The 20,643-nt window shown below is 35.5% G+C and carries 15 protein-coding genes; 10 read left to right on the top strand and 5 right to left on the bottom strand.

What is annotated here, in order from left to right:
- Positions 1-117: 117 nt before the first annotated feature.
- Entirely contained in the window at positions 118-1,446 is a 1,329-nt protein-coding gene (locus ACMA47_RS24015; RefSeq protein WP_306595131.1) for a hydroxymethylglutaryl-CoA reductase, degradative, read from the bottom strand.
- A 156-nt stretch (positions 1,447-1,602) separates the two neighbouring features.
- Here ACMA47_RS24015 and ACMA47_RS24010 point away from each other — a divergent pair, with 156 nt between their 5' ends.
- Together ACMA47_RS24010 and ACMA47_RS24005 are read left to right on the top strand one after the other, a co-directional pair.
- Complete coding sequence (locus ACMA47_RS24010; RefSeq protein ID WP_413931823.1) at positions 1,603-2,862, top strand: putative DNA modification/repair radical SAM protein; 1,260 nt, start codon at positions 1,603-1,605, stop codon at positions 2,860-2,862.
- A gap of 171 nt (positions 2,863-3,033) precedes the next feature.
- On the top strand, positions 3,034-3,792 hold the full coding sequence (locus tag ACMA47_RS24005) for a TIGR03915 family putative DNA repair protein (RefSeq protein WP_413931822.1): 759 nt from the start codon (positions 3,034-3,036) through the stop codon (positions 3,790-3,792).
- Positions 3,793-4,225: 433 nt separating this feature from the next.
- Here ACMA47_RS24005 and ACMA47_RS24000 read toward each other — a convergent pair whose 3' ends face one another.
- The gene (locus ACMA47_RS24000) at positions 4,226-5,026 is read right to left on the bottom strand and encodes a DNA alkylation repair protein (protein WP_413931821.1); all 801 of its coding nucleotides are present in this window, start codon (positions 5,024-5,026) and stop codon (positions 4,226-4,228) included.
- A gap of 94 nt (positions 5,027-5,120) precedes the next feature.
- Between ACMA47_RS24000 and ACMA47_RS23995 the strand changes: the two genes are divergently transcribed.
- The 4 genes from ACMA47_RS23995 (at position 5,121) to gap (ending at position 8,519) form a co-directional block, all read left to right on the top strand.
- On the top strand, positions 5,121-5,471 hold the full coding sequence (locus tag ACMA47_RS23995; protein ID WP_413931820.1) for a winged helix-turn-helix transcriptional regulator: 351 nt from the start codon (positions 5,121-5,123) through the stop codon (positions 5,469-5,471).
- A gap of 62 nt (positions 5,472-5,533) precedes the next feature.
- Positions 5,534-6,412 (top strand): DUF4846 domain-containing protein, encoded by an 879-nt coding sequence (locus ACMA47_RS23990; protein ID WP_413931819.1) that lies wholly within the window; start codon positions 5,534-5,536, stop codon positions 6,410-6,412.
- Positions 6,413-6,495: 83 nt separating this feature from the next.
- The gene (pfkA, locus tag ACMA47_RS23985) at positions 6,496-7,482 is read left to right on the top strand and encodes a 6-phosphofructokinase (protein ID WP_413931818.1); all 987 of its coding nucleotides are present in this window, start codon (positions 6,496-6,498) and stop codon (positions 7,480-7,482) included.
- Between the two features lie 32 nt (positions 7,483-7,514).
- Complete coding sequence (gap, locus tag ACMA47_RS23980; protein WP_047096698.1) at positions 7,515-8,519, top strand: type I glyceraldehyde-3-phosphate dehydrogenase; 1,005 nt, start codon at positions 7,515-7,517, stop codon at positions 8,517-8,519.
- A 66-nt stretch (positions 8,520-8,585) separates the two neighbouring features.
- On the opposite strand, the gene ACMA47_RS23975 is transcribed toward gap, so the two are convergent.
- Positions 8,586-9,905, bottom strand: a complete 1,320-nt coding sequence (locus tag ACMA47_RS23975; RefSeq protein WP_413931817.1) for a hypothetical protein — start codon at positions 9,903-9,905, stop codon at positions 8,586-8,588.
- Positions 9,906-10,056: 151 nt separating this feature from the next.
- On the opposite strand from ACMA47_RS23975, the gene ACMA47_RS23970 reads away from it, so the two are divergent.
- Positions 10,057-11,247 carry an oxygenase MpaB family protein gene (locus ACMA47_RS23970; protein WP_413931816.1) on the top strand — a complete coding sequence of 397 codons (1,191 nt, stop codon included), beginning with the start codon at positions 10,057-10,059 and terminating at the stop codon, positions 11,245-11,247.
- A 463-nt stretch (positions 11,248-11,710) separates the two neighbouring features.
- Positions 11,711-12,712, top strand: coding sequence for a recombinase RecA (gene recA, locus ACMA47_RS23965; protein ID WP_034694853.1), 1,002 nt, complete (start codon positions 11,711-11,713; stop codon positions 12,710-12,712).
- 306 nt (positions 12,713-13,018) lie between these two features.
- On the opposite strand, the gene ACMA47_RS23960 is transcribed toward recA, so the two are convergent.
- The gene (locus ACMA47_RS23960; RefSeq protein WP_413931815.1) at positions 13,019-14,452 is read right to left on the bottom strand and encodes a hypothetical protein; all 1,434 of its coding nucleotides are present in this window, start codon (positions 14,450-14,452) and stop codon (positions 13,019-13,021) included.
- A gap of 141 nt (positions 14,453-14,593) precedes the next feature.
- Positions 14,594-17,488, bottom strand: a complete 2,895-nt coding sequence (locus ACMA47_RS23955; protein WP_413931814.1) for a prolyl oligopeptidase family serine peptidase — start codon at positions 17,486-17,488, stop codon at positions 14,594-14,596.
- A gap of 158 nt (positions 17,489-17,646) precedes the next feature.
- Between ACMA47_RS23955 and htpG the strand changes: the two genes are divergently transcribed.
- Together htpG and ACMA47_RS23945 are read left to right on the top strand one after the other, a co-directional pair.
- Complete coding sequence (gene htpG / locus ACMA47_RS23950; protein ID WP_413931861.1) at positions 17,647-19,539, top strand: molecular chaperone HtpG; 1,893 nt, start codon at positions 17,647-17,649, stop codon at positions 19,537-19,539.
- A gap of 543 nt (positions 19,540-20,082) precedes the next feature.
- A complete protein-coding gene (locus tag ACMA47_RS23945) occupies positions 20,083-20,475 on the top strand; it encodes a helix-turn-helix transcriptional regulator (RefSeq protein ID WP_413931813.1) in 393 nt (130 codons plus the stop codon).
- Positions 20,476-20,643 lie beyond the last annotated feature (168 nt).

Genomic DNA, 20,643 nt, shown 5'->3' with positions numbered 1-20,643 from the left:
TCCCCAGTATGATAAACATATTGGCAAATTTCTTGGAACTTCTGAAACCTTCATTATTTGTTTTCTTCAGAAAAAATCCAAAAAGAAGGAATACAATGGGCAAAATGATCTGTAACATTAGTTTCCTCTCATTCTGTTAAACTCATTGATCACCTCATGGTGGCTCACGGTCTTATCTTTAAAATAGGTCACAAAATGCTGTTTTTCTTCTTCGGTAGCTCCCAACTGATTCAGAATATTCAATAAGTGCATTTTCATATGTCCTTTTTGGATTCCTGTGGTTACCAAAGAACGTAGTGCTCCAAAATTCTGAGCAAGACCTGAAACAGCAAGAATACTCATCAGCTCCTGTGCAGAAGGCTTTCCAAGAAGAGCCAGAGAGAATTTTACCAGAGGATGAAGATTGGTAAGCCCTCCTACTACTCCTACAGAAATAGGAAGATCAATCCAGAATCTGAAAATTCCGTTATCTGTTGTACAGTGAGTTAAAGACCTGTATTGTCCGTCTCTTGCAGCATATGCGTGTGCGCAGGCTTCTGTAGCTCGGAAATCATTTCCGGTAGCAATTACAACAGCATCTACTCCGTTCATTACTCCTTTATTGTGAGTGGTTGCACGATAAGGTTCAATTTCGGCAATGGTAACGGCCTGTTTGAATTTAGCAGCAAATTCCTCAGGAGAAATTCCGCTGTCATCTTTTAAATCTTCCATTTTACATGAAACCTCAGCTCTTACAATACAGTCAGGCGTAAAGTTGGAAAGAATATTCATTACAATCTGTAGTGAATTCTTTTCTTCCTGAGTAAAATCTTCGCTGGTAGCAACTTCCTGTCTCAATGTTTTTCCAAACTGCTCAAGACATGAGTTGATAAAGTTCGCTCCCATTGAATCTACGGTATCGAAGCTTGCTTTCAACTGGTAGTAATTCGGCATTTCTGCTGTTTTATCCACCAGACTGATATTTAAAATACCTCCACCACGTTTTCTCATGTTGGATGTAATATCCTCAGTAGTTTCAAATAATTTTTTCTTTAAACTGAAATTAAAGAAATGTAATAATTTATGAGGTTCTACATTAAAAATAAAGTGGGTATGTCCCAGCTTTTCTGTATTGATAATGGTTGTTTTAAAACCTCCTTTGTCGATCCAGAATTTTGCAGCTTTGGAAGCAGCAGCTACTACAGAACTTTCTTCAACAGCCATTGGAAGTGCCAATAGTTTTCCATCGATTAAAAAGTTCGGAGCAATTCCGTAAGGCATATAGAAATTGGAGATGGTGTTCTCAGAAAATTCTTCGTGAAGTTTCTGAAGATCTGCATCATCATTCCAGTATTGTTTTAATATATTTTGATATTCCTGGTTTCCTTCAAGATATTCGTTTACGAGCCATTCGATTTTCCCCTGCTTTGGTAGCTTGGAAAAACCTTCGATTGGTTTATGATTCATGATATAAACTTTAATGAGCCGTAAATATAATGATTTTGAGACTCTTTTTTGTTGATAACTTCTATGAAAAAAGATTGACTTTTATCAATTTTGGAACTAAATTTGAACAAAATTAAAATACACCTTTGATACAAAACAGATCAATTCTTTTAAAATATGAATTTTGACCGCCTTAAAGAAAAGCTTGAAATCCTTGCTGATGCAGCGAAATATGATGTTTCCTGTTCATCAAGCGGAGGCACTAGAAAGAATAAAAAAGGAGCTTTAGGAGACAGTTCCGCAAGTGGAATTTGTCATACCTATACAGAAGACGGCAGATGTGTTTCTTTGCTTAAAATTCTATTGACCAATCATTGTATTTATGATTGTGCTTACTGTGTTTCCAGAAGTTCCAATGATATCAAAAGAGCAGCATTTACGGTAGAAGAAGTGGTAGATCTTACCATCAATTTTTACCGCAGAAATTATATTGAAGGCTTATTTCTGAGCTCGGGAATATTCAAAAATGCAGATACAACCATGGAAAGACTGGTAAGAGTTGCCAAAAAGTTACGATTGGAAGAGAACTTTAACGGGTATATTCATCTTAAATCTATTCCAGGAGCGAGTGATGATCTGATGCAGGAAGCAGCTTTGTATGCAGACCGGTTATCAGTAAATATTGAAATTCCTACAGAAAGCGGATTAAAATTGCTGGCCCCTGAAAAAAACAGGCAGGATATGATCAGCCCAATGCGGTATATTCAAAAAGGGATTATTCAATATAAGGATGAAAAGAAAATTCTGAAAAAAGTTCCCAAGTTTGCTCCTGCCGGACAATCCACCCAGATGATTGTGGGGGCAACCAATGAAAACGACTTACAAATTATCAAAGTTGCCGATCATTTTTATAAAAACTTTAATTTGAAAAGAGTCTACTACTCCGGATATGTTCCGGTGTTGGAAGATCAGAAGTTACCTTCTTTAACAACGGAAGTTCCTATGCTTCGTGAAAACCGTTTGTATCAGTCGGATTGGCTGATGAGATTTTATGGTTTTAAAGCAGAAGAAATTTTAGATCCACGTGTTCCTTTCCTTGATCTGGAAGTAGATCCGAAATTAAGCTGGGCGTTGCGAAATCTTGATCAGTTTCCGATTAACCTGCAGACTGCAGAATACCAGTTGATTTTAAGAATTCCGGGAATTGGAGTAAAAACGGCTCAGAAAATTGTGAGCGCAAGACGTTTTCAGATTTTAACAATAGATCATTTGAAAAAATTAGGTGCGGCTGTCAACCGGGCAAAATACTTTATTGATTTTAATGCTGGAAATGCCTATCTGAAATATCTAACGGATAAAAACTTCAGAAAGCTGCTGATAGGGGGAAGTTCATCCAAATTTCACAACCAGTTTTCGCAACAGCTGACTTTATTTTGATTTTAAACACTAATAACACCAATATTTTCACAAATGGTCACGAATGTATTACTTCGATCTAACAGCATATTTGTCATTCTGACGAAGGAAGAATCTCTCCTTTAAAACAGATTCTTCACTTCATTTTATTTCGTTCAGAATGACAACCCAACTAAATTTTAAATTAAATACATGACAACCCTACTCTACGATGGCAGTTTTGATGGTCTTTTCACTGCAGTATTTGAAGTTTTCGAATACCGATATAAAGATGTGGAGATCAAATACAGAGAAAGGTTTCACCAGGAAAATATTTTTGCGGAGATTCACGAAGTCATTACCCAACTGGACAAATCTGAAAGGGTTTTGAATAAACTGGAGCTGAATATCGGGAAGCAAGGCGTTTACAGACTTTTAAAAGTTTTTTTATCTGAAGATCCGGATCTGGAAAACCTCATCTTATCTGTAGTAAAGCAGTCTGTGAAAAATCCCGAAAATAATATTCTTGAAAACTTTGCTGATAATGACGTTTTGAAAATTTCAAAAATCTGCAAATCTGTAGACCGGGAAAGGCATAGGATGACTGCTTTTGTCCGCTTTGAAAAAATGCAGGATGGTGTTTTTTTCTCTAAAATAGATCCTGATTTCAATGTTCTTCCTTTAATCAGAAAACATTTTAAAGACCGATACCAGGATCAGAAATGGATGATCTACGATCTTCGAAGGAATTACGGACTTCTCTATGATCAGGATAGCTGCGAATTCTTCTATCCTGATGAAACACTTGATCTGAACCATTATCAACAGAAGTTTCATGATGAGGAAAAAAGTTATCAGGTACTTTGGCAGCGTTATTTCACGAAAACCAATATTGTGGAAAGAAAAAATATGAAACTCCATATTCAGCATGTTCCGAAAAGGTACTGGAAATATCTGACAGAAAAATGGTAAACACATTCTCAAAAAATTAAATATTGTTTCTCGCTGATTGAGCAGATAACGCAGATTTTTATCAATAGAAATATTCTGATATTCTATGATACGTCAGTCCAAAATTGAATCAATAATTCCATATTGTGGATAACTTTTTCTTTTGTCCCAAAAACATGTGAATTCGAGTCCTTTTTTCAAGAGCATTATTTAATCAACTCATTTTATGAAAGATATAATCCACATTCATCGAAAACTCATATTGTGGATAACTTTTTTCAGTTAACACTCCGTTAATATTAAAATTTTTTCAATGTCACTTTTTAAAGAAAATTGAGCAGAAACTTACCTTCCCATTAAGAATAGTGGGTTTGAAAAAATCATTTAAAAACATGAAAATCTGCATCATATGCAGTAAAGAATCACATTAACGTTTCTGTTTTGTGGATAACTCTTACTTTTTAAGGGTTCGCAAAGCTTTTTTAACGATATACTGTGTTTCTTTTGTCGGACTTTCCCGAAGCCATTCATCGCAGATTTCCACTACAAATTCAGGTTGAGATTTGCTCGCATCATTCAGCCAGTTGCCTACACTGTCCTGCACATATCTGGAGGAATCGGATCTCAAAGGTTCCAGAATTTCCAGTCCAAGCCCCGGATTTTGTTTTAAAGCATCGATATGTTCACACCAGACGCCTCTTGGTCTTGTGGATTCACTGGCAAAACGTCTCACATTCTCATTGTCATGCGTTGTCCACGTTGATAATATGGATACACTTTCTTCCAGGTTTCTGGAAATATCCGGGCGCACAGTCATCCAGCAGATTTCCCTCACTCCAAAATGAGAGTCAGAAGCAAATGGCTGAATTTTGTCTAATTTTTCCTTAAGCTGTAAATCATTATTTCTTCCAATCGTATAAGCTGCCCAGCAACGTACCAGATCTGCGGGATGAACTGACAATTTCAAAAGAAATTCATCATCTTTATTTTTCGCAGCCAGATTAAGAAGCCCAACCCCAATTGTTTCATTAATGGTATTGACAGTTTGTTTCTTCAGTTGATTCACATTATCTAAAATCGGATTCAAATATTCTGTACGGTTGTTCTGCTGAAGAAGATTTTCCAGCAGCAACCTTTGATCCACTGCCAGCCATTCTGTAAGATTGGCGGTTTCAATTTCGCCTCTGTTCAGCTTTTCTAAAATATCTGGTGGAATATCTTTGATGGAGCGGGCTCCTTTTCGTTTTTCTGTCATACTATTTAATGATTATCTTTACAAAAGTCTGAAAGTGGGCGGAGAAAAACAATACCGCATATTTTTCACCCATAGAGATAAAAAAGTCAATTTTATGGAAACAAAGGAAAGAGCTGAAGAAAATAAAATTTGTCCGTTGGAAGTCGCAGTCAATACCATTAGTGGAAAATGGAAAGTTCCTATCGTGTGGCAGATCAATGAAGGAAAAAAACGTCCCAGTGAATTTCTGCGTGGTATTGCTAAAGTGGACCGGAGAGTTCTCAATCAGCAGCTGAGTGAAATGGTGGAAGACGGCATTTTAACGAAACAGTCTTTCAATGAACTTCCTCCAAGGGTTGAATACGCATTGACGGAACTTGGCGAAAAGCTGGTGGAAATCCTCTGGCAACTGAATGATTGGGGAAAACTATTGATTCCTGAAAAAGATGAGGTATTAAACCCATAAGTTTTCATATAATATATTGGCAGATAGGTGAAAAAAAATGATATTTGTGTTCACTAAAACACATGAAAAGAGTTATCACCGGAATCACAGCATTATTCATTCTCACAGGCTGTACAAAAGAAAAAGTATCTGACCGTCTATTGGCTGAGCCAGATAAGAACGAACATTTAATTGCAGAAAATGCTTTAAAAATCAATAAAGAAAAAAATACCATTAGGGAAAGATTTTCACCTCCGGAAGGTTATGAATGGGTGGAAGAAAAACCTGGTTCTTTCGGATATTTTATTGAAAATTTCAAACTCAAACCTTACGGCAGTCAGATTGTAAAATATGACGGAACGCCTATTTCTACCCAACATCTTCATGAAGCGGTTTTTGATATTGATACAGGAAATAAAGACCTGCAGCAATGTGCTGATGCCGCTATCCGTATAAGGGCTGAATATCTTTATAAGTCTAAAAAATTTGACGAAATTAAATTTCATTTTACAAGCGGAGATCTTCTCAGCTGGAATGATTATAAAAATGGAACAAGAGCTTTTGTGAATGGAAATTCGGTCAGCTTCAGAAAAACAGCAGCTTTTGATGATTCTTACCAGAGTTTCAGAAATTATCTGGATCTGATTTTTAATTACGCAGGAACGATTTCATTAAATAAGGAAACCAAGCCGGTCACAAAAAACTCTGATCTGAAAACAGGAGATATTCTGATCACACCGGGAAGTCCGGGACATATTGTTTTTATTTCCGGAGTCTGCAACAATAAAAAAGGAGAAAAATTATTTTTATTGAGTGAAGGATTTACACCGACACAGTCTGTTCATGTGCTTTCAAACCCGTTTAATCCCTATTTTACGCCTTGGTACGATCTCGATATCCATGCTGAGGAAACGAAAACTGCACGATATTTTTTTAAACCTACAAACTTCAGAAGCTTTTAATAATTTATATTCAAAACTATTGGAAACTTACTACGATAATCTGAACTTGTTTTTGTAAATTTGTGTTCGAAATTTTTTACTTGATGAAAGAGAGTGCTGTAAAAAAAATTGCAGTTCTTACTTCAGGAGGTGACTCTCCGGGTATGAATGCGGCGTTAAGAGCGGTAGTAAGAACCGCCAATTATTATAATATCGAATGCTACGGAGTAAGAGAAGGCTACAACGGTCTTATCAACAATGATTTCCTGAAAATGGGGGCTCGTTCCGTAAAAAATATAATCAACCAGGGTGGAACCATTCTAAAGTCTGCCAGATCCACTGAGTTCAGAACAAAAGAAGGCCGTCAGAAAGCTTACGATAATTGCGTAAAACTTGGAATAGACGGATTGGTATGTATTGGAGGAGACGGAACTTTTACCGGTGCCAAAATCTTTAATGAAGAATTCGGAATCAGAGTAATCGGTATCCCGGGAACTATCGACAATGATATTTTCGGTACAGATAATACCATCGGTTACGACACTGCCTTGAATACTGCCATGGATGCTATTGACAAGATCCGTGACACTGCCACTTCCCACAACAGAGTTTTCTTTGTAGAGGTGATGGGACGTGATGCTGGTTTTATTGCTTTAAACAGTGGATTAGCTGCCGGAGCTTTGGATATTTTAATTCCTGAGAAAAAAGACAGTATTGATGAGCTTTTCATAAAATTCAGAAATGCTGAAAAAACAGGAAAATCATCCAGTATTGTCGTGGTAGCAGAAGGTGAAAAGCTAGCCAACGTTTACGAACTTGCTGAAAAAACCAAAGAAACATTCCCTGATTATGATATTCGTGTAGCCATTTTGGGACATATGCAGAGAGGAGGTTCTCCAAGCTGTGCAGACAGGGTTTTGGCAAGCAGACTGGGTTACGGTGCTGTAACAGGACTTATGGAAGGACAAACCAATGTAATGGCAGGAATGCGTTCTAACGATCTTACGTATACACCGATAGAAGAAGCCATTAAAAAACATAACGAAATCAATAAAGATCTTTTACTGATTTCAGAAATTTTAGCAATCTAATTATTTTTATAATCTAATAAAAACAAACTATTATGTCAACAATTAAAGTAGGTATCAACGGTTTTGGTAGAATTGGACGTCTTGTTTTCAGAGCAATGACTGAAAGAGACAACATTGAAGTTGTAGGAATCAATGACCTAATCAATGCAGAATACATGGCTTACATGTTAAAATATGACTCTGTACATGGTATTTTCCCAGGTGAAGTTTCTGTAGAAGGAAATGATCTTGTTGTAAACGGGAAAAAAATCAGAGTAACTGCTGAAAAAGATCCAAGCAACCTAAAGTGGAATGAAATTGGTGCAGATTACGTAGTAGAATCTACTGGTTTATTCTTAGATAAAGAAAGCGCTGCAAAACACATTACTGCAGGTGCAAAGAAAGTAATCCTTTCTGCTCCTTCTAAAGATGATACTCCAATGTTCGTAATGGGTGTAAACCACAAGGAACTTACTGATGATATCAAAATTTTATCAAACGCTTCTTGTACTACAAACTGTTTAGCTCCTTTAGCTAAAGTAATCCACGATAACTTCGGAATCGTAGAAGGTTTAATGACAACTGTACACGCTACAACAGCTACTCAGAAAACTGTTGACGGTCCTTCAATGAAAGACTGGAGAGGTGGTAGAGCTGCTCTAAACAACATCATCCCTTCTTCTACAGGTGCTGCTAAAGCGGTAGGAAAAGTAATCCCTTCACTAAACGGAAAATTAACAGGTATGTCTTTCAGAGTACCAACTGTTGACGTTTCTGTAGTAGATTTAACTGTGAGAATTGAAAAGGCTGCTTCTTATGAAGAAATCTGTTCAGTAATCAAAGCTGCTTCTGAAGGTGAATTGAAAGGTATCCTAGGATATACTGAAGAGGCTGTAGTATCTCAGGACTTCGTAGGAGATAAGAGAACTTCTATCTTCGACAAAGATGCTGGTATCATGCTTTCTCCTAACTTCGTGAAACTTGTTTCTTGGTATGACAACGAAATGGGTTACTCTAACAAGTTAGTTGATATGCTTGTACACGCTGCTTCTTTATAATAAGTAATGAGCGATAAGTAATAAGTAATATAAAACCTTCCCGATGGGAAGGTTTTTTTGTTATCTTTAAAATAATTGATTAAGCGGAACTCCAAATTTTACGCCCCAAAAACTTTCATCTATTCCTATATCATAATTATCAAAAGATGTTGATCTCCAAAAAGGTTCAATATTTATAGTAGTTTTACCTTCTTTATCTCTTAATGGGAACATAATTCCAACACTATAAATATTTTTATTACTCGTAAAAGTTTTGGTACCTGGAGTAATAAATTCCTTATTTTGATATGCTAAATCTAAACCTACTAAATTTCTTTGACCTATAGGAACAAAACATAACATTTGTATTGATACATCTTTTTTATATCGTTTTTCAAATTTACTAAGATCTGCGATATAAACACTCTGTTCCCCCATATCATAATACACTGTATTATTTGTTCCACTACCATATTGAATCTTATTCCAATCTACTGTTGAAAAGATCTCTGACAGAGAAGTTTTTCTAGAATATGAAAGTTGGGCATTCAGGTAAAATCCCCATCCATTTCTCAAACCATAAAAAATGCTTCCTGACAATGAGAAATAACCACCTCTAATATTTTTATTAATAGGATCTATAACTGAATTTTGAATATTAATGCTATCTATTATTTTTAATTTATCTTCAGCATAGCCAATATCAAGTTTCGTCCAAGCTAGAAGCTTTGCACTCCATACATTTTTATATGCTTCCAGTTCATATTTTTCAACTTCTTGGTGGTATAATTCTTCATAACTTTTAATATCTATTGTACTACTCTCAATTTTTAGTCCATTAATATTATTCACTTTCTTCATAACATTTGCTTTTGCTAAATCATAAATTTTTGAATACTTTTCTTGTTTGCGTGGGAATGTATGGTAATATTTTGAAAACCAAAGAGCAGTCCAACTCCCTCCTACTTGTAATTTTTTTCTATTTGAAAAATCAAAAAAGCCATCGTTATTAAGCTTTCCACTTGTATTTATCCCTAACATATGCTTAAATTTCTTTGTACCATCATTTCCGTTGATAATATAATTAATGGGACTAAATGAAAAACTTTGTTCTTCCTTATCTACAGAAAGAGCTGCATAATTTCCAACTTGAGCATTTTCTGAAGATCCTGTAATTAGCATAGAAAAATCTTTCTTGACAAGTTGAGTAAATGTATAAGAGCTTACTAAAGGGCCTCTATCATTATTAGCATCATTTAATCTTTCCTTTGTATATTCTTTATCTATTCTTATTAATTCATCTAATCGTTCAGATAATTTTTCTAAATCTGTTTTAACAATATTTTTCTGCCCAGATACCATTCCCACAGACCCAAGCAGAAATAGTAGTAATAAATAAGTTTTCATGGTTATTAGTTTTGTTTTACACAAAGTTTCAAATTATATAGACACAAGTAAATTACCCGTTTGTGGTATTTTTTCGAAAAATTTTCTTGGATAGCTGACAAATCTCACCAGAATATTTCAGCATAAAACTTGTACTTTTATAGGTAAAGGAATGAACATGATACAACCCCGTTTTAAAGACGCTCCCCATTTCAGAGACTTTTGGGAACATGGCAACGGAAAGCAGCTTATTGAATTTTCCGGAGCAGAGGTGAGCTTTGAAAAATTTGAAAAATTTGCGCCCTATTTTCATCATGTGGATGAAACCGGTGATGAGGTGGTTAAAGATGTTTATTTCACTAAAAAATTTCATGAAGCTTCCAGAGAAATCGAGCACTACATCAGAAATGGAGTTTCGGAAACTGATGATGTTCCTGAAAGTGTAAAAAAAATGTTCAGTCAGACTCAAGAAGTTCCAGACTGGCTGGATTATAATCTGCTTAAAAACGGTGCAGAACTTTGTATGAGAAGTAACCTGGATTCTTTAATCTCGCTGAGAGATTATTGTCTGATTGGCGGTTATGATTATGCTTACCTCAACAAACCGCTTATTGTCACAGAAGCCCTGAAAAAAGGTGCAGTGAAAAGGCTTTCGGAAACATTGGATTTTTGGGTGAACGCTACCCGCTATAATGCATTGGAAGTTCATGCAAAAGGCTACGAGTTTGCAATTAAAACCCGTTTGATTCATTCTTACGCAAGACTTTCCATTAAGAAACATTATAAAGACTGGGACACTGAAAATTGGGGAGAACCTATCAATTCATGGGATATGATGGCCACGTATATCGGATTCAGCCTGGTATTTCTTCACAGTCTTCAGAAATTGGGAAATCGTTTTTCTGTTGAAGAGGAACAGGGAATTTTTCATCTCTGGAAATACGTAGGTTATCTTTTGGGAATTCCGGAGCAGCTTCTTCCTGATGATAAAAAACAGGCAACAGAATATTTTTATTTATGGACTTCTGTTCAGCCCCCTTCGGATAAAGATTCTGTTCTTCTGGCTCATTCTCTCCTGGATGAATCACTGGAAAACCCAATTTTAAAATATGAATTTCAAAGAAAAAATTTAAAATATCTGCACGTCTGCTGTACCTGGTTTCTTTTGGATGAAGAAGTGTGTAAAAGATTACAAATTCCGGAAGCTCCTTTAAAAAATCTGTTTCCAAAATCGAAAATACTTTTCAATAAAATTTATGATCAACTCGTCAGTCGTGAAAAGAGAATACAAAGAGGAAATAAGGATCAGATGAAAGTATTGGAAGATTATCTTGCAATCACTAAAAACTCAAATTTTCATTAAAAGTAATTGTTGGAAATCGCAAAGGCGCAAAGGATTTATAATTTCATACTTTTTCTAAGGCGCAAGAAAATCGAAGATTTTCAGCAGGGGAATTATATAATTTCAGGTAAAATTCTTGCAATCAACCAGACTTTCATTAACATCTGTTTTATCTGCAAAATCAGCGTTAGGTAAAAAACATATACACTACTCAATTTTATCGGAGATAAAATCTTTGCGTCTTAAAGCATAATTAATATTAAAAGAATTGCGCCTTTGCGATTTCAAACAAAAACAACTCATATTACTTAAGTAAAAAATATTTAAAAATACTTTAGATACTACATTCCACATGTGCTTCGTTATGAAGAAGATCAACCATAAAATTTTATCATTTTTTAACTCTAAAAACAACTTTAGGAAATAAAATATATTAGCTTTTAATATTTAAATTATGTATTTTTGAGAAATTATATTAATAGAGATGAGTAACATTGATGATAAGAAAAAAGCACTCGCTTTAGTGCTTGACAAGCTAGATAAAACATATGGAAAGGGAACGGTAATGACTTTAGGTGATGAATCTATAGACAATACTATTGAAGTAATTCCTTCCGGTTCTTTAGGGTTAGATATTGCTTTAGGAATAGGCGGATATCCAAAAGGAAGAATCATTGAAATATATGGACCTGAATCTTCAGGTAAAACAACATTGACCCTTCACGCTATTGCTGAAGCTCAAAAAGCAGGTGGTATTGCAGCATTCATTGATGCAGAGCACGCTTTCGACAGAACGTATGCTGCGAAATTAGGAATTGATCTTGAAAACCTGATCATTTCTCAGCCGGACAACGGTGAGCAGGCGTTGGAGATTGCAGATAACTTAATCCGTTCAGGAGCTATTGATATCGTTGTCATTGACTCTGTTGCTGCTCTTACACCAAAAGCAGAAATTGAAGGTGAAATGGGAGATTCTAAAATGGGTCTTCATGCAAGATTAATGTCTCAGGCATTAAGAAAGCTTACAGCTACTATTTCAAGAACAAAATGTACCGTAATTTTCATCAACCAGTTGAGAGAAAAGATCGGTGTAATGTTTGGAAACCCTGAAACCACTACCGGAGGTAACGCTCTTAAGTTCTACGCTTCTGTAAGAATTGATATCAGAAAAGCAAGTGCACCTATCAAACAGGGTGATGAAGCAATCGGTAGCCGTGTGAAAGTGAAAATTGTGAAAAACAAAGTAGCACCTCCTTTCAAACAAGCAGAATTTGACATCATGTATGGAGAAGGAGTTTCTAAAGTAGGAGAAATTCTTGATACCGCTGTAGATATGGGAATCGTGAAGAAAAGTGGATCTTGGTTCAGCTACGAAGAGACTAAATTAGGTCAGGGACGTGATGCTGTAAAAGATGTTTTAAGAGATAATCCGGATCTTGCTGAAGAATTGGAAGGTAAGATCAAGGAAGAAATGAAAAACAAATAATTTTTCAGAAAAATATAGAAAAGGCAGTCTTAGGATTGCCTTTTTCTGTTTTTAAAATAAAGATTTTTTTAACGCAAAGGTTTCATCTGTATGCTGTAATATTTTTAAGAGAGCAAAGAGAGGAATCAATTTCATTGATTCTTACTAAGCAAACGCATCATTTACCACAAAGCTCCATCAGCGATGCGCCCTTATAATCAGCTTTCAAATCATATATTTTTTGCGTTTAAATAAATGAAGGATCGGAAAATAAAAAAGAGGTCATTCCGTAGAACAACCTCTTTTATATTTTATATTTTAAAAAAATTATTCAGCAATTTTACCTTGCAGTTGAAGTGCTCCGGTTACCTTCATTCCTTTTGTTGGAGTTTCAAATCTCATATTCTCTTTATTCACAAAAGCATCAATGGTGAAGAAATCTTCATTCTCTTCATTGGTGATCAGCTTCAACTTCAAAATATATCCTTTAACACTTCTATCTTCAAGCAATTCTGTTTCCTTAAAATCTACAACCTGTCCAATAAAGTCAAAACATGCATAATTAGGAAGATCCTGGCTTGGTGCATACGTTGTGAAATCTTCACTCATTTTAGTCCCATCTGGCAAATCTGTGTTTGTGTGAACATCAAGAATAAACACAATTCCACTGATATTTACCTTCAGATGAGGCTGTGTCATATAGGTATTTTTGTTTTCAGCATAATCTGTTGCAAAGAACCAAACTGCAAAAGTTTCTCTGGCAGGTCCTGCTACAATCGCCTGTAAATTCAATGCATTTTCCCATTCCCTGATTGATCTTGTTTCAAAATCCAATGTATAATCCGTTGTTACTTCCGGAATGATAATGCTTAATTCCTCCGTTAAAGTAGTTTTAAATGTTACCCCATCAAATTCTGTTTTACTCTTAATATCCACTGATGGATCAGAAGATTCAGACTGTGTAAGAATAGCATTAAGATACTGACCGTAATCTTTAGTCTGGAAATTCTGATGACCAAAAATTCCACTCCACGTATTCATCATGTTATGAACATTGGATTTTCTGATGATGATTCCTGCCTCATTAGTCATTTCAGGAGCTGCAATTCCTTCTGTGTTCTGGAAATAATTTTGTCCTTCAATCAACTGATGGTTCATGATCGCATTATTTTCTTCATGAGAAAACTCTGCAAAACCTTTATAAGTAATATTTTGGTTTTCGAAAACATAAGGCAACCCTGTTTTCTTCTTTTCATCACCGGCAAAGTGATAAGCAAGTGAAATTCCTTTGAATTCTCCTTCCTGAATTGCCGGAGTGTGATTACCGTTATGATCAAACTGAGAATGATACAGGATCACATAAGATTTGATCTTTCCTTCCTGAAGTTCACTTTCAAACTTTTCTTCCATCTGTGCAATCGCTTGTTGTGGAGAAAGTGCATAAGCATCTTCAGTTACCATATACGCAAAGCCTTCTACCTCGCCATTTTCTTTTTCAAAAGCAGAAAGAAGCGTATACTCACCTCTTAGCTGAAGGGCAATAGAATACACGATATAATCATTATAAATCCTGATTTTTTCATATTCTTCATTTACTTTCGGCTCTTCTACCGGCTGCGAAGGGATTTCCGGTATTGTTTCCACAACTTCTTCCACCACTTCCTCTACTACTTTTTCTTCCGGCATTTCCATTTCCTGAACCGGAGTACTTACATTTTCCTGACTGTTATTTTTCTTCTTAAAAAAATCAAAGATTCCCATACTGTTATTTATAATTGGCGGTAAATATAATAAAAGTGCTCAACAGACCCAACATAAAAAAAATGCCATTGTGTCAGTTTCTCCTTCATTGGTTTTGTAATAAAAAATTCCGGCGGAGCCTTTGGCTCCGCCGGAATTTTATTAATTAGGCTTATCATCTGTCAGCTCAAATCCCCAATCTTTTCCTTTTTGGGTTGCCGGGATTCCTTTTGTCATCCAGACCGGAGCTTTAGCACCTTTAAGATAGTAATCAAAAAACTGCTGTTCGCGGATTTGAATATCTTTTCTGTTCTGGCGTTTAATAAGATTATGATCATCACCATTATAATTCAGAAGCCATACTGGTTTTCCGAGACGGCGTAATGCAGTAAACATTTCAATTCCCTGATACCAAGGCACAGCTCCATCTTTATCATTACTCATAATAACTACCGGAGTTTTTACCTGATTAATGGCGAAGAGCGGAGAGTTCTTAATATAAAGATCCGGTGCATCCCATAAATTCTTTCCTAGTCTGCTCTGCGATTTTTCGTACTGGAATTGTCTGTTCATTCCGGAAGTCCATCGGATTCCTCCGTATGCAGAAGTCATGTTGACAACAGGAGCACCACTCCATGCAGCCGCATACATATTGGTATGAGCAATAAGATAGGCTACCTGATAGCCTCCCCAGCTTTGTCCCTGGATTCCTATTTTAGTACCATCTACCCATGAGTTTTGCTTTAGCTTTTCAACTCCTGAATTAATGTATTCCATCGCAGATTCTCCCGGGAAACCATCTGTGTAAGAAATATCAGGTGTGAAAACCAGATACCCGTTGCTCACAAAATAAGAAATATTTAATCTTGAAGGCGTAGGAGCTGGCGCAACATAACGGTTTAAATTATCCGAAAGCTTTTCGTAGAAATAAACAATCATCGGATATTTTTTATTCGGATCGAAATTTTCTGGTTTGTATAAAACCCCTGTGGAAGTATTTCCTTTTGGTGTTGTCCAGTTTACCAATTCATCTGTTCCCCAGTTATATTGATTTTGCTGTGGATTGGTATTGCTCAGTTTTTGTTGTTCTGAGAAATCAGATGTTGCAAAAATATTGGGAGAATCTGTATACGATTCTTTTACCAAAATATATTCCTCAGCATTTTTTGCTTTTTGAAGAGTTCTGTATCCCCAGACATTTTCCATCTGAATTTTTACAGGATCAGAATTCTTCTGAATGGATGTTTTAAAAATACCATTCGCCTTGGTTGTATTATCAAACGCTGATAAATAAATAGTCGATTTTCGGTTTAAGCTTTTAATATCTTTATCTAAATCATAAGTATCGAATGTTATTTTATGCTTACGACCAAATCCATTGGTAATATTTCTCGGCTTTTTTGAACCGTCCAGGAAAAACTCCCAAAGATCGTAACGGTCTCTGATAATCACAGATTCATCATTATCTGTCCAGGATGCTATCCCGTAAGAATTTGGAAAATCCGGCATATCAAATTCTTCATCCACAAAAGAAACAGGTAAGCCGGTATTTAATGGAAGGGTTTGCTTTGTTTTCACATTATAACTCATCCACTTCCCTTTTTCTTTATCAAAGATGACAACAAATTTACCAAGCGGAGATACCGCAGCAGCTCCATTTAGGTTTTGAATAATTTCCGTTCTGTCGCCCGTTTTATTGTCGATTAGAAAATATGTTTTCTTTGTGGCGCCTTCCCATTGTGAAGAAATACGATTGTTGATACTGGTAATTCCCAATGCAAATTCTGCATTTCCTTCATTTACCAATCGTAAAGTATCTAAATCTTCTCCATCGATATTTCTGAAGAAATCCGGTTTTTCTGTTTGCATTACTGCAGCATATGATTTCTTCAGATCATTTTTCAATTCTTTTAGCTGTACTGTTTGCAAATAGTCATCTCTATAGTTCCAGACATCTACTACCGCGTGGTCATTTGCAATCATTGCCGTATCTTTTGCAACAGGTTTTGGAGCAACACCAAAATACAGCTGTTTCCCATTTTTACTGAACAGAGGTGAACGGTTTTCAGAAATCACCCAATTTTTTTTCATCTGAGCATTCTCATTGGTGACAATTTCTTTTTTGTTTCCTTTAAAATTAAAGTAATACAACTGATATAATTTCACCAGATCATTCTGTGCGGAAGAAGTGCCTACATAGGCTAATTGATTTCCATCTTCATCAAAAGATAACTGTAAAAAATCACCTTCCATTTCAGAAATTTTATTCACCGTTCCTTTTTGCAGATCTACCACCTGAACAGTTTGCAATGCATATTTCTTCGGCTTTGATTTGTCGGTATCTTTTTTATCTGCAGATTTTTCATCTGTTGATTCTTTTCCTTCTTTTTTATCCTTTTTTTCGTCTGGCTTTTTTGTCACAAAAACAAGTTGTTTCCCATTTTTACTGAACTCGTAGCGTATTACATTATCATATGTTGTACTTTTTCCATCCAATAGATTTCGCACTACAAGCTGTAAAGGTTTTACATTTTTGTCTTCGTCTTTATTTTCATCTCCATCTTCTTTATCAGAAGCATCATCCGAAGATTTGTCTTTTGTATTTTCCAAAAGGTAAGCAACATAAGAACCCGCTTTTTCAGGAATCTTAAACGATTTTACATTAGGAATTTTCTCTGTTTTATCATTGACGAAATCAACAATAGCCAGGCTATCTTTCGTTAGTTTATTTTTCTTTAGTTTTTTATCTTTTACCGCTTTTATATCTTTATACTGCGGTCTGATTTGAAAAACAGCAAACCTTGAATCATTGGTAAAATCTACTTTTGTAGCTCTTTCAAACTTCTTTGTTGTTTTATTTTTAACAGAAAATAAAGAAAGGTTAGAATTTCCTTCCTGAGCATCTACAGAATAGGCAACCCATTTTCCATCATTTGAGATTTTTCTCGAGCCGATATTTTGCCAACTGTCATAAACAGAATGGTCTAAAGGCTTTTTCTGCGCATACACGAAACAAGTCATGATGAGCAGAATAAAAACTGTACATTTCAACTTCATTTTTAAAATATTTTAAGAATTAAAAATAAGGTATTTCTTTGAAAAATCCATAGGATATCCCTATTGGGCTATAAATTGGAAAAAATGTCAATCTGTCACATTCCTCCGGATGGTATTTTTTTTGAGAAATATTTGAAAATTAAAAATTATAAAATATGATGACTAAAGGAAATATTAATGTATCTGTGGAAAACATTTTCCCACTTATTAAAAAATTTCTTTACAGTGACCACGAAATATTCTTAAGAGAATTAATCTCTAACGCAACGGATGCTACTCTAAAACTGAAGCATTTAACAAGCATTGGGGAAGCAAAAGTGGAATATGGAAATCCAAAACTTGAAGTTAAGATCGACAAAGATCAGAAAACGTTACGTATTATCGATCAGGGTATTGGTATGACGGCTGAAGAAGTTGAAAAATATATCAACCAGGTTGCTTTCTCAGGTGCTGAAGAGTTCCTTGAAAAATATAAAGATTCTGCGAAAGATTCGGGGATTATCGGACATTTTGGTCTTGGATTCTACTCTGCATTTATGGTAGCAGAAAAGGTAGAAATTCTTACAAAATCTTATAAAGATGAACCGGCAGTACGTTGGATCTGCGATGGAAGCCCGGAATTTACACTTGAAGAAACTACTGACAAAACAGACAGAGGAACGGAAATCATCCTTCATATTGCTGAAGATTCTGTAGAATTTTTAGAGGAAGCAAAAATCCGTGAACTGTTATTAAAGTATAACAAATTTATGCCTGTTCCGATTAAATTCGGGACTAAAACCCATACACTTCCATTACCGGAAGACGCTCCTGAAGATGCTGTGGCTGAAACGGAAGAGGTAGACAATATCATCAACAATCCGGTTCCGGCATGGACGATTGCTCCAAACGAACTGACCAATGAGGATTATATGAAGTTCTACCACGAATTGTATCCGATGCAGTTTGAAGAACCATTATTCAACATCCACCTGAATGTTGATTATCCTTTCAACCTTACCGGAATTTTGTTCTTCCCGAAGCTGAGCAACAATTTGAATATCGACAAAGATAAAATTCAATTATACCAAAACCAGGTATTCGTAACAGATGAAGTAAAAGGGATTGTTCCGGACTTCCTGATGTTGCTGAGAGGGGTAATTGATTCTCCGGATATTCCATTGAACGTTTCCCGTTCTTATCTTCAGGCAGACGGTGCTGTAAAGAAAATTTCATCTTACATCACGAAAAAAGTAGCCGACAAAATGGCTTCTCTGATCAATGAAAACCGTGAAGATTATGAACAAAAATGGAATGACATCAAGGTTGTAATCGAATACGGAATCGTTACTGAAGAAAAATTTGCTGAAAAGGCAGACAAATTCACATTATACCCTACCACAGACGGTAAATATTTCCTTTGGGATGAATTGGTAGAGAAAATAAAACCAAGCCAAACCGATAAGGATAACAAACTGGTTGTACTGTACGCTACCAATGCGGATGAACAGCATAGCTACATCCAGTCTGCGAGAGATAAAGGATATGAAGTTCTGTTATTAGACTCTCCTATCATTTCACACGTGATTCAGAAACTGGAAACTTCAAAAGAAAATATTTCGTTTGCAAGAGTAGATGCTGATCATGTTAATAATCTGATCAAAAAAGATGAGCCGATAATTTCAAAATTGAATGAAACGGAAAAAGAATCTTTGAAGAAGAATGTAGAGGAAGCAATTCAGGATTCTAAATTTACGGTTCAGCTTGAAGATCTTGATAGCAATGATGCTCCGTTTACTATTACACAGCCAGAATTCATGAGAAGAATGAAGGAAATGCAGGCGACAGGCGGAGGCGGTATGTTTGGAATGGGAGGTTTCCCGGAGATGTACAATCTTGTGGTGAACTCAAACAGTGAGCTTTCCAATCAGATCTTAAAGACTGAAAGTGCTGAAGAGAAAGAAAGTTTAATCAAATATGCTCTTGATCTTGCCAAGCTTTCACAAAACTTACTGAAAGGAAAAGACCTGACAGATTTTATACAGAGGAGCTATAAGCAACTTGAAAAATAAATTACCAGAGACTGTTTCATTTTGAAGCAGTCTTTTTTTATCTGAAGAAAGGTTGGAAAAACGCAAAGGCGCTATTTTTTTGAATACTATGTGTTGTAAGATGCAAGGATTTTATCTCCGATAAATATTGTAGGCTGTTTTTTATTTTTTTATCTCTCGCTGATTTTGCTGATGACGCAGATAATAAAAATCTGTGCAATTCGGGTGATCTGTGGGAATATTTTAATAAAAATGAACTTCCATTCTTGCTGAAATTCTAATATTGAGCGAAGTTGAAATGTTCTTGCACTTTAAATTTTCATAATAAATAAAAACCTTATAGGTTTAAATGGCTTCTCTTACCACTAATCTTTGATCAATCAGAAATTATCATTAAATGAGAGGGCTAGCACGAAGAAAATTTTCAACAATTACATCAGATAATATTTGTGTTTTTAAGTTTGGTTTCCTTTTATCTTTAATCTTATTCTCTATCGCATATTTTTTTCTACTTTTTATTGTATAGCTTCTGCTTTTTTGCCATTTTTGTATAAAATGTCGGTCATGCAAAAAGAAAAATTACGCGTCATCAGAAAGCAAAAAGGCTATACTCAACAACAGGTAGCTGACTTTATCGCAACAGATGTATCCAATTACAGCAGAAAAGAAAGCGGTGATGTAAGAATTGTAAAAGATGAGTGGGACAAACTTGCCCGTTTTCTGGATGTACCGTTTGAGGACATTTATGAAGAGGATGAACCTGCAATAGTTATCAATAATGATCATCCTGTATTTAATGACAGATCATCTTCTGCAGGAGTAATTACTAACCAGAATAACTATGATAATATTCCGGGAGCTATCATTGAAAATCTACAAAACTATATCGCTCTGTTAAAAGAGGAAAATGAAAGGCTGAAAGAAGAACTGAAAGGTCTCCCAAGAGGAAGAAAATAATACGGTTTGAAACTGTAGAAAATATAGATGTCACTTCATATTAATGTATGGAGTGACATTTTTTTTTACGGAGGTCTTTGAGGTGAGCGCTTTTTTAACGTTCTATGTTAACTTGCAAATAAATATGCTAAAAAATTAAGTGCCTACTTGTAAATAGTTTTTCTGATA

It is taken from the genome of Chryseobacterium sp. T20 (assembly GCF_047345655.1).
Taxonomy (GTDB): Bacteria; Bacteroidota; Bacteroidia; order Flavobacteriales; family Weeksellaceae; genus Chryseobacterium.
Note: the sequence above shows the minus strand (reverse complement) of the source record. Positions and strands in the feature narration are given on the sequence as shown.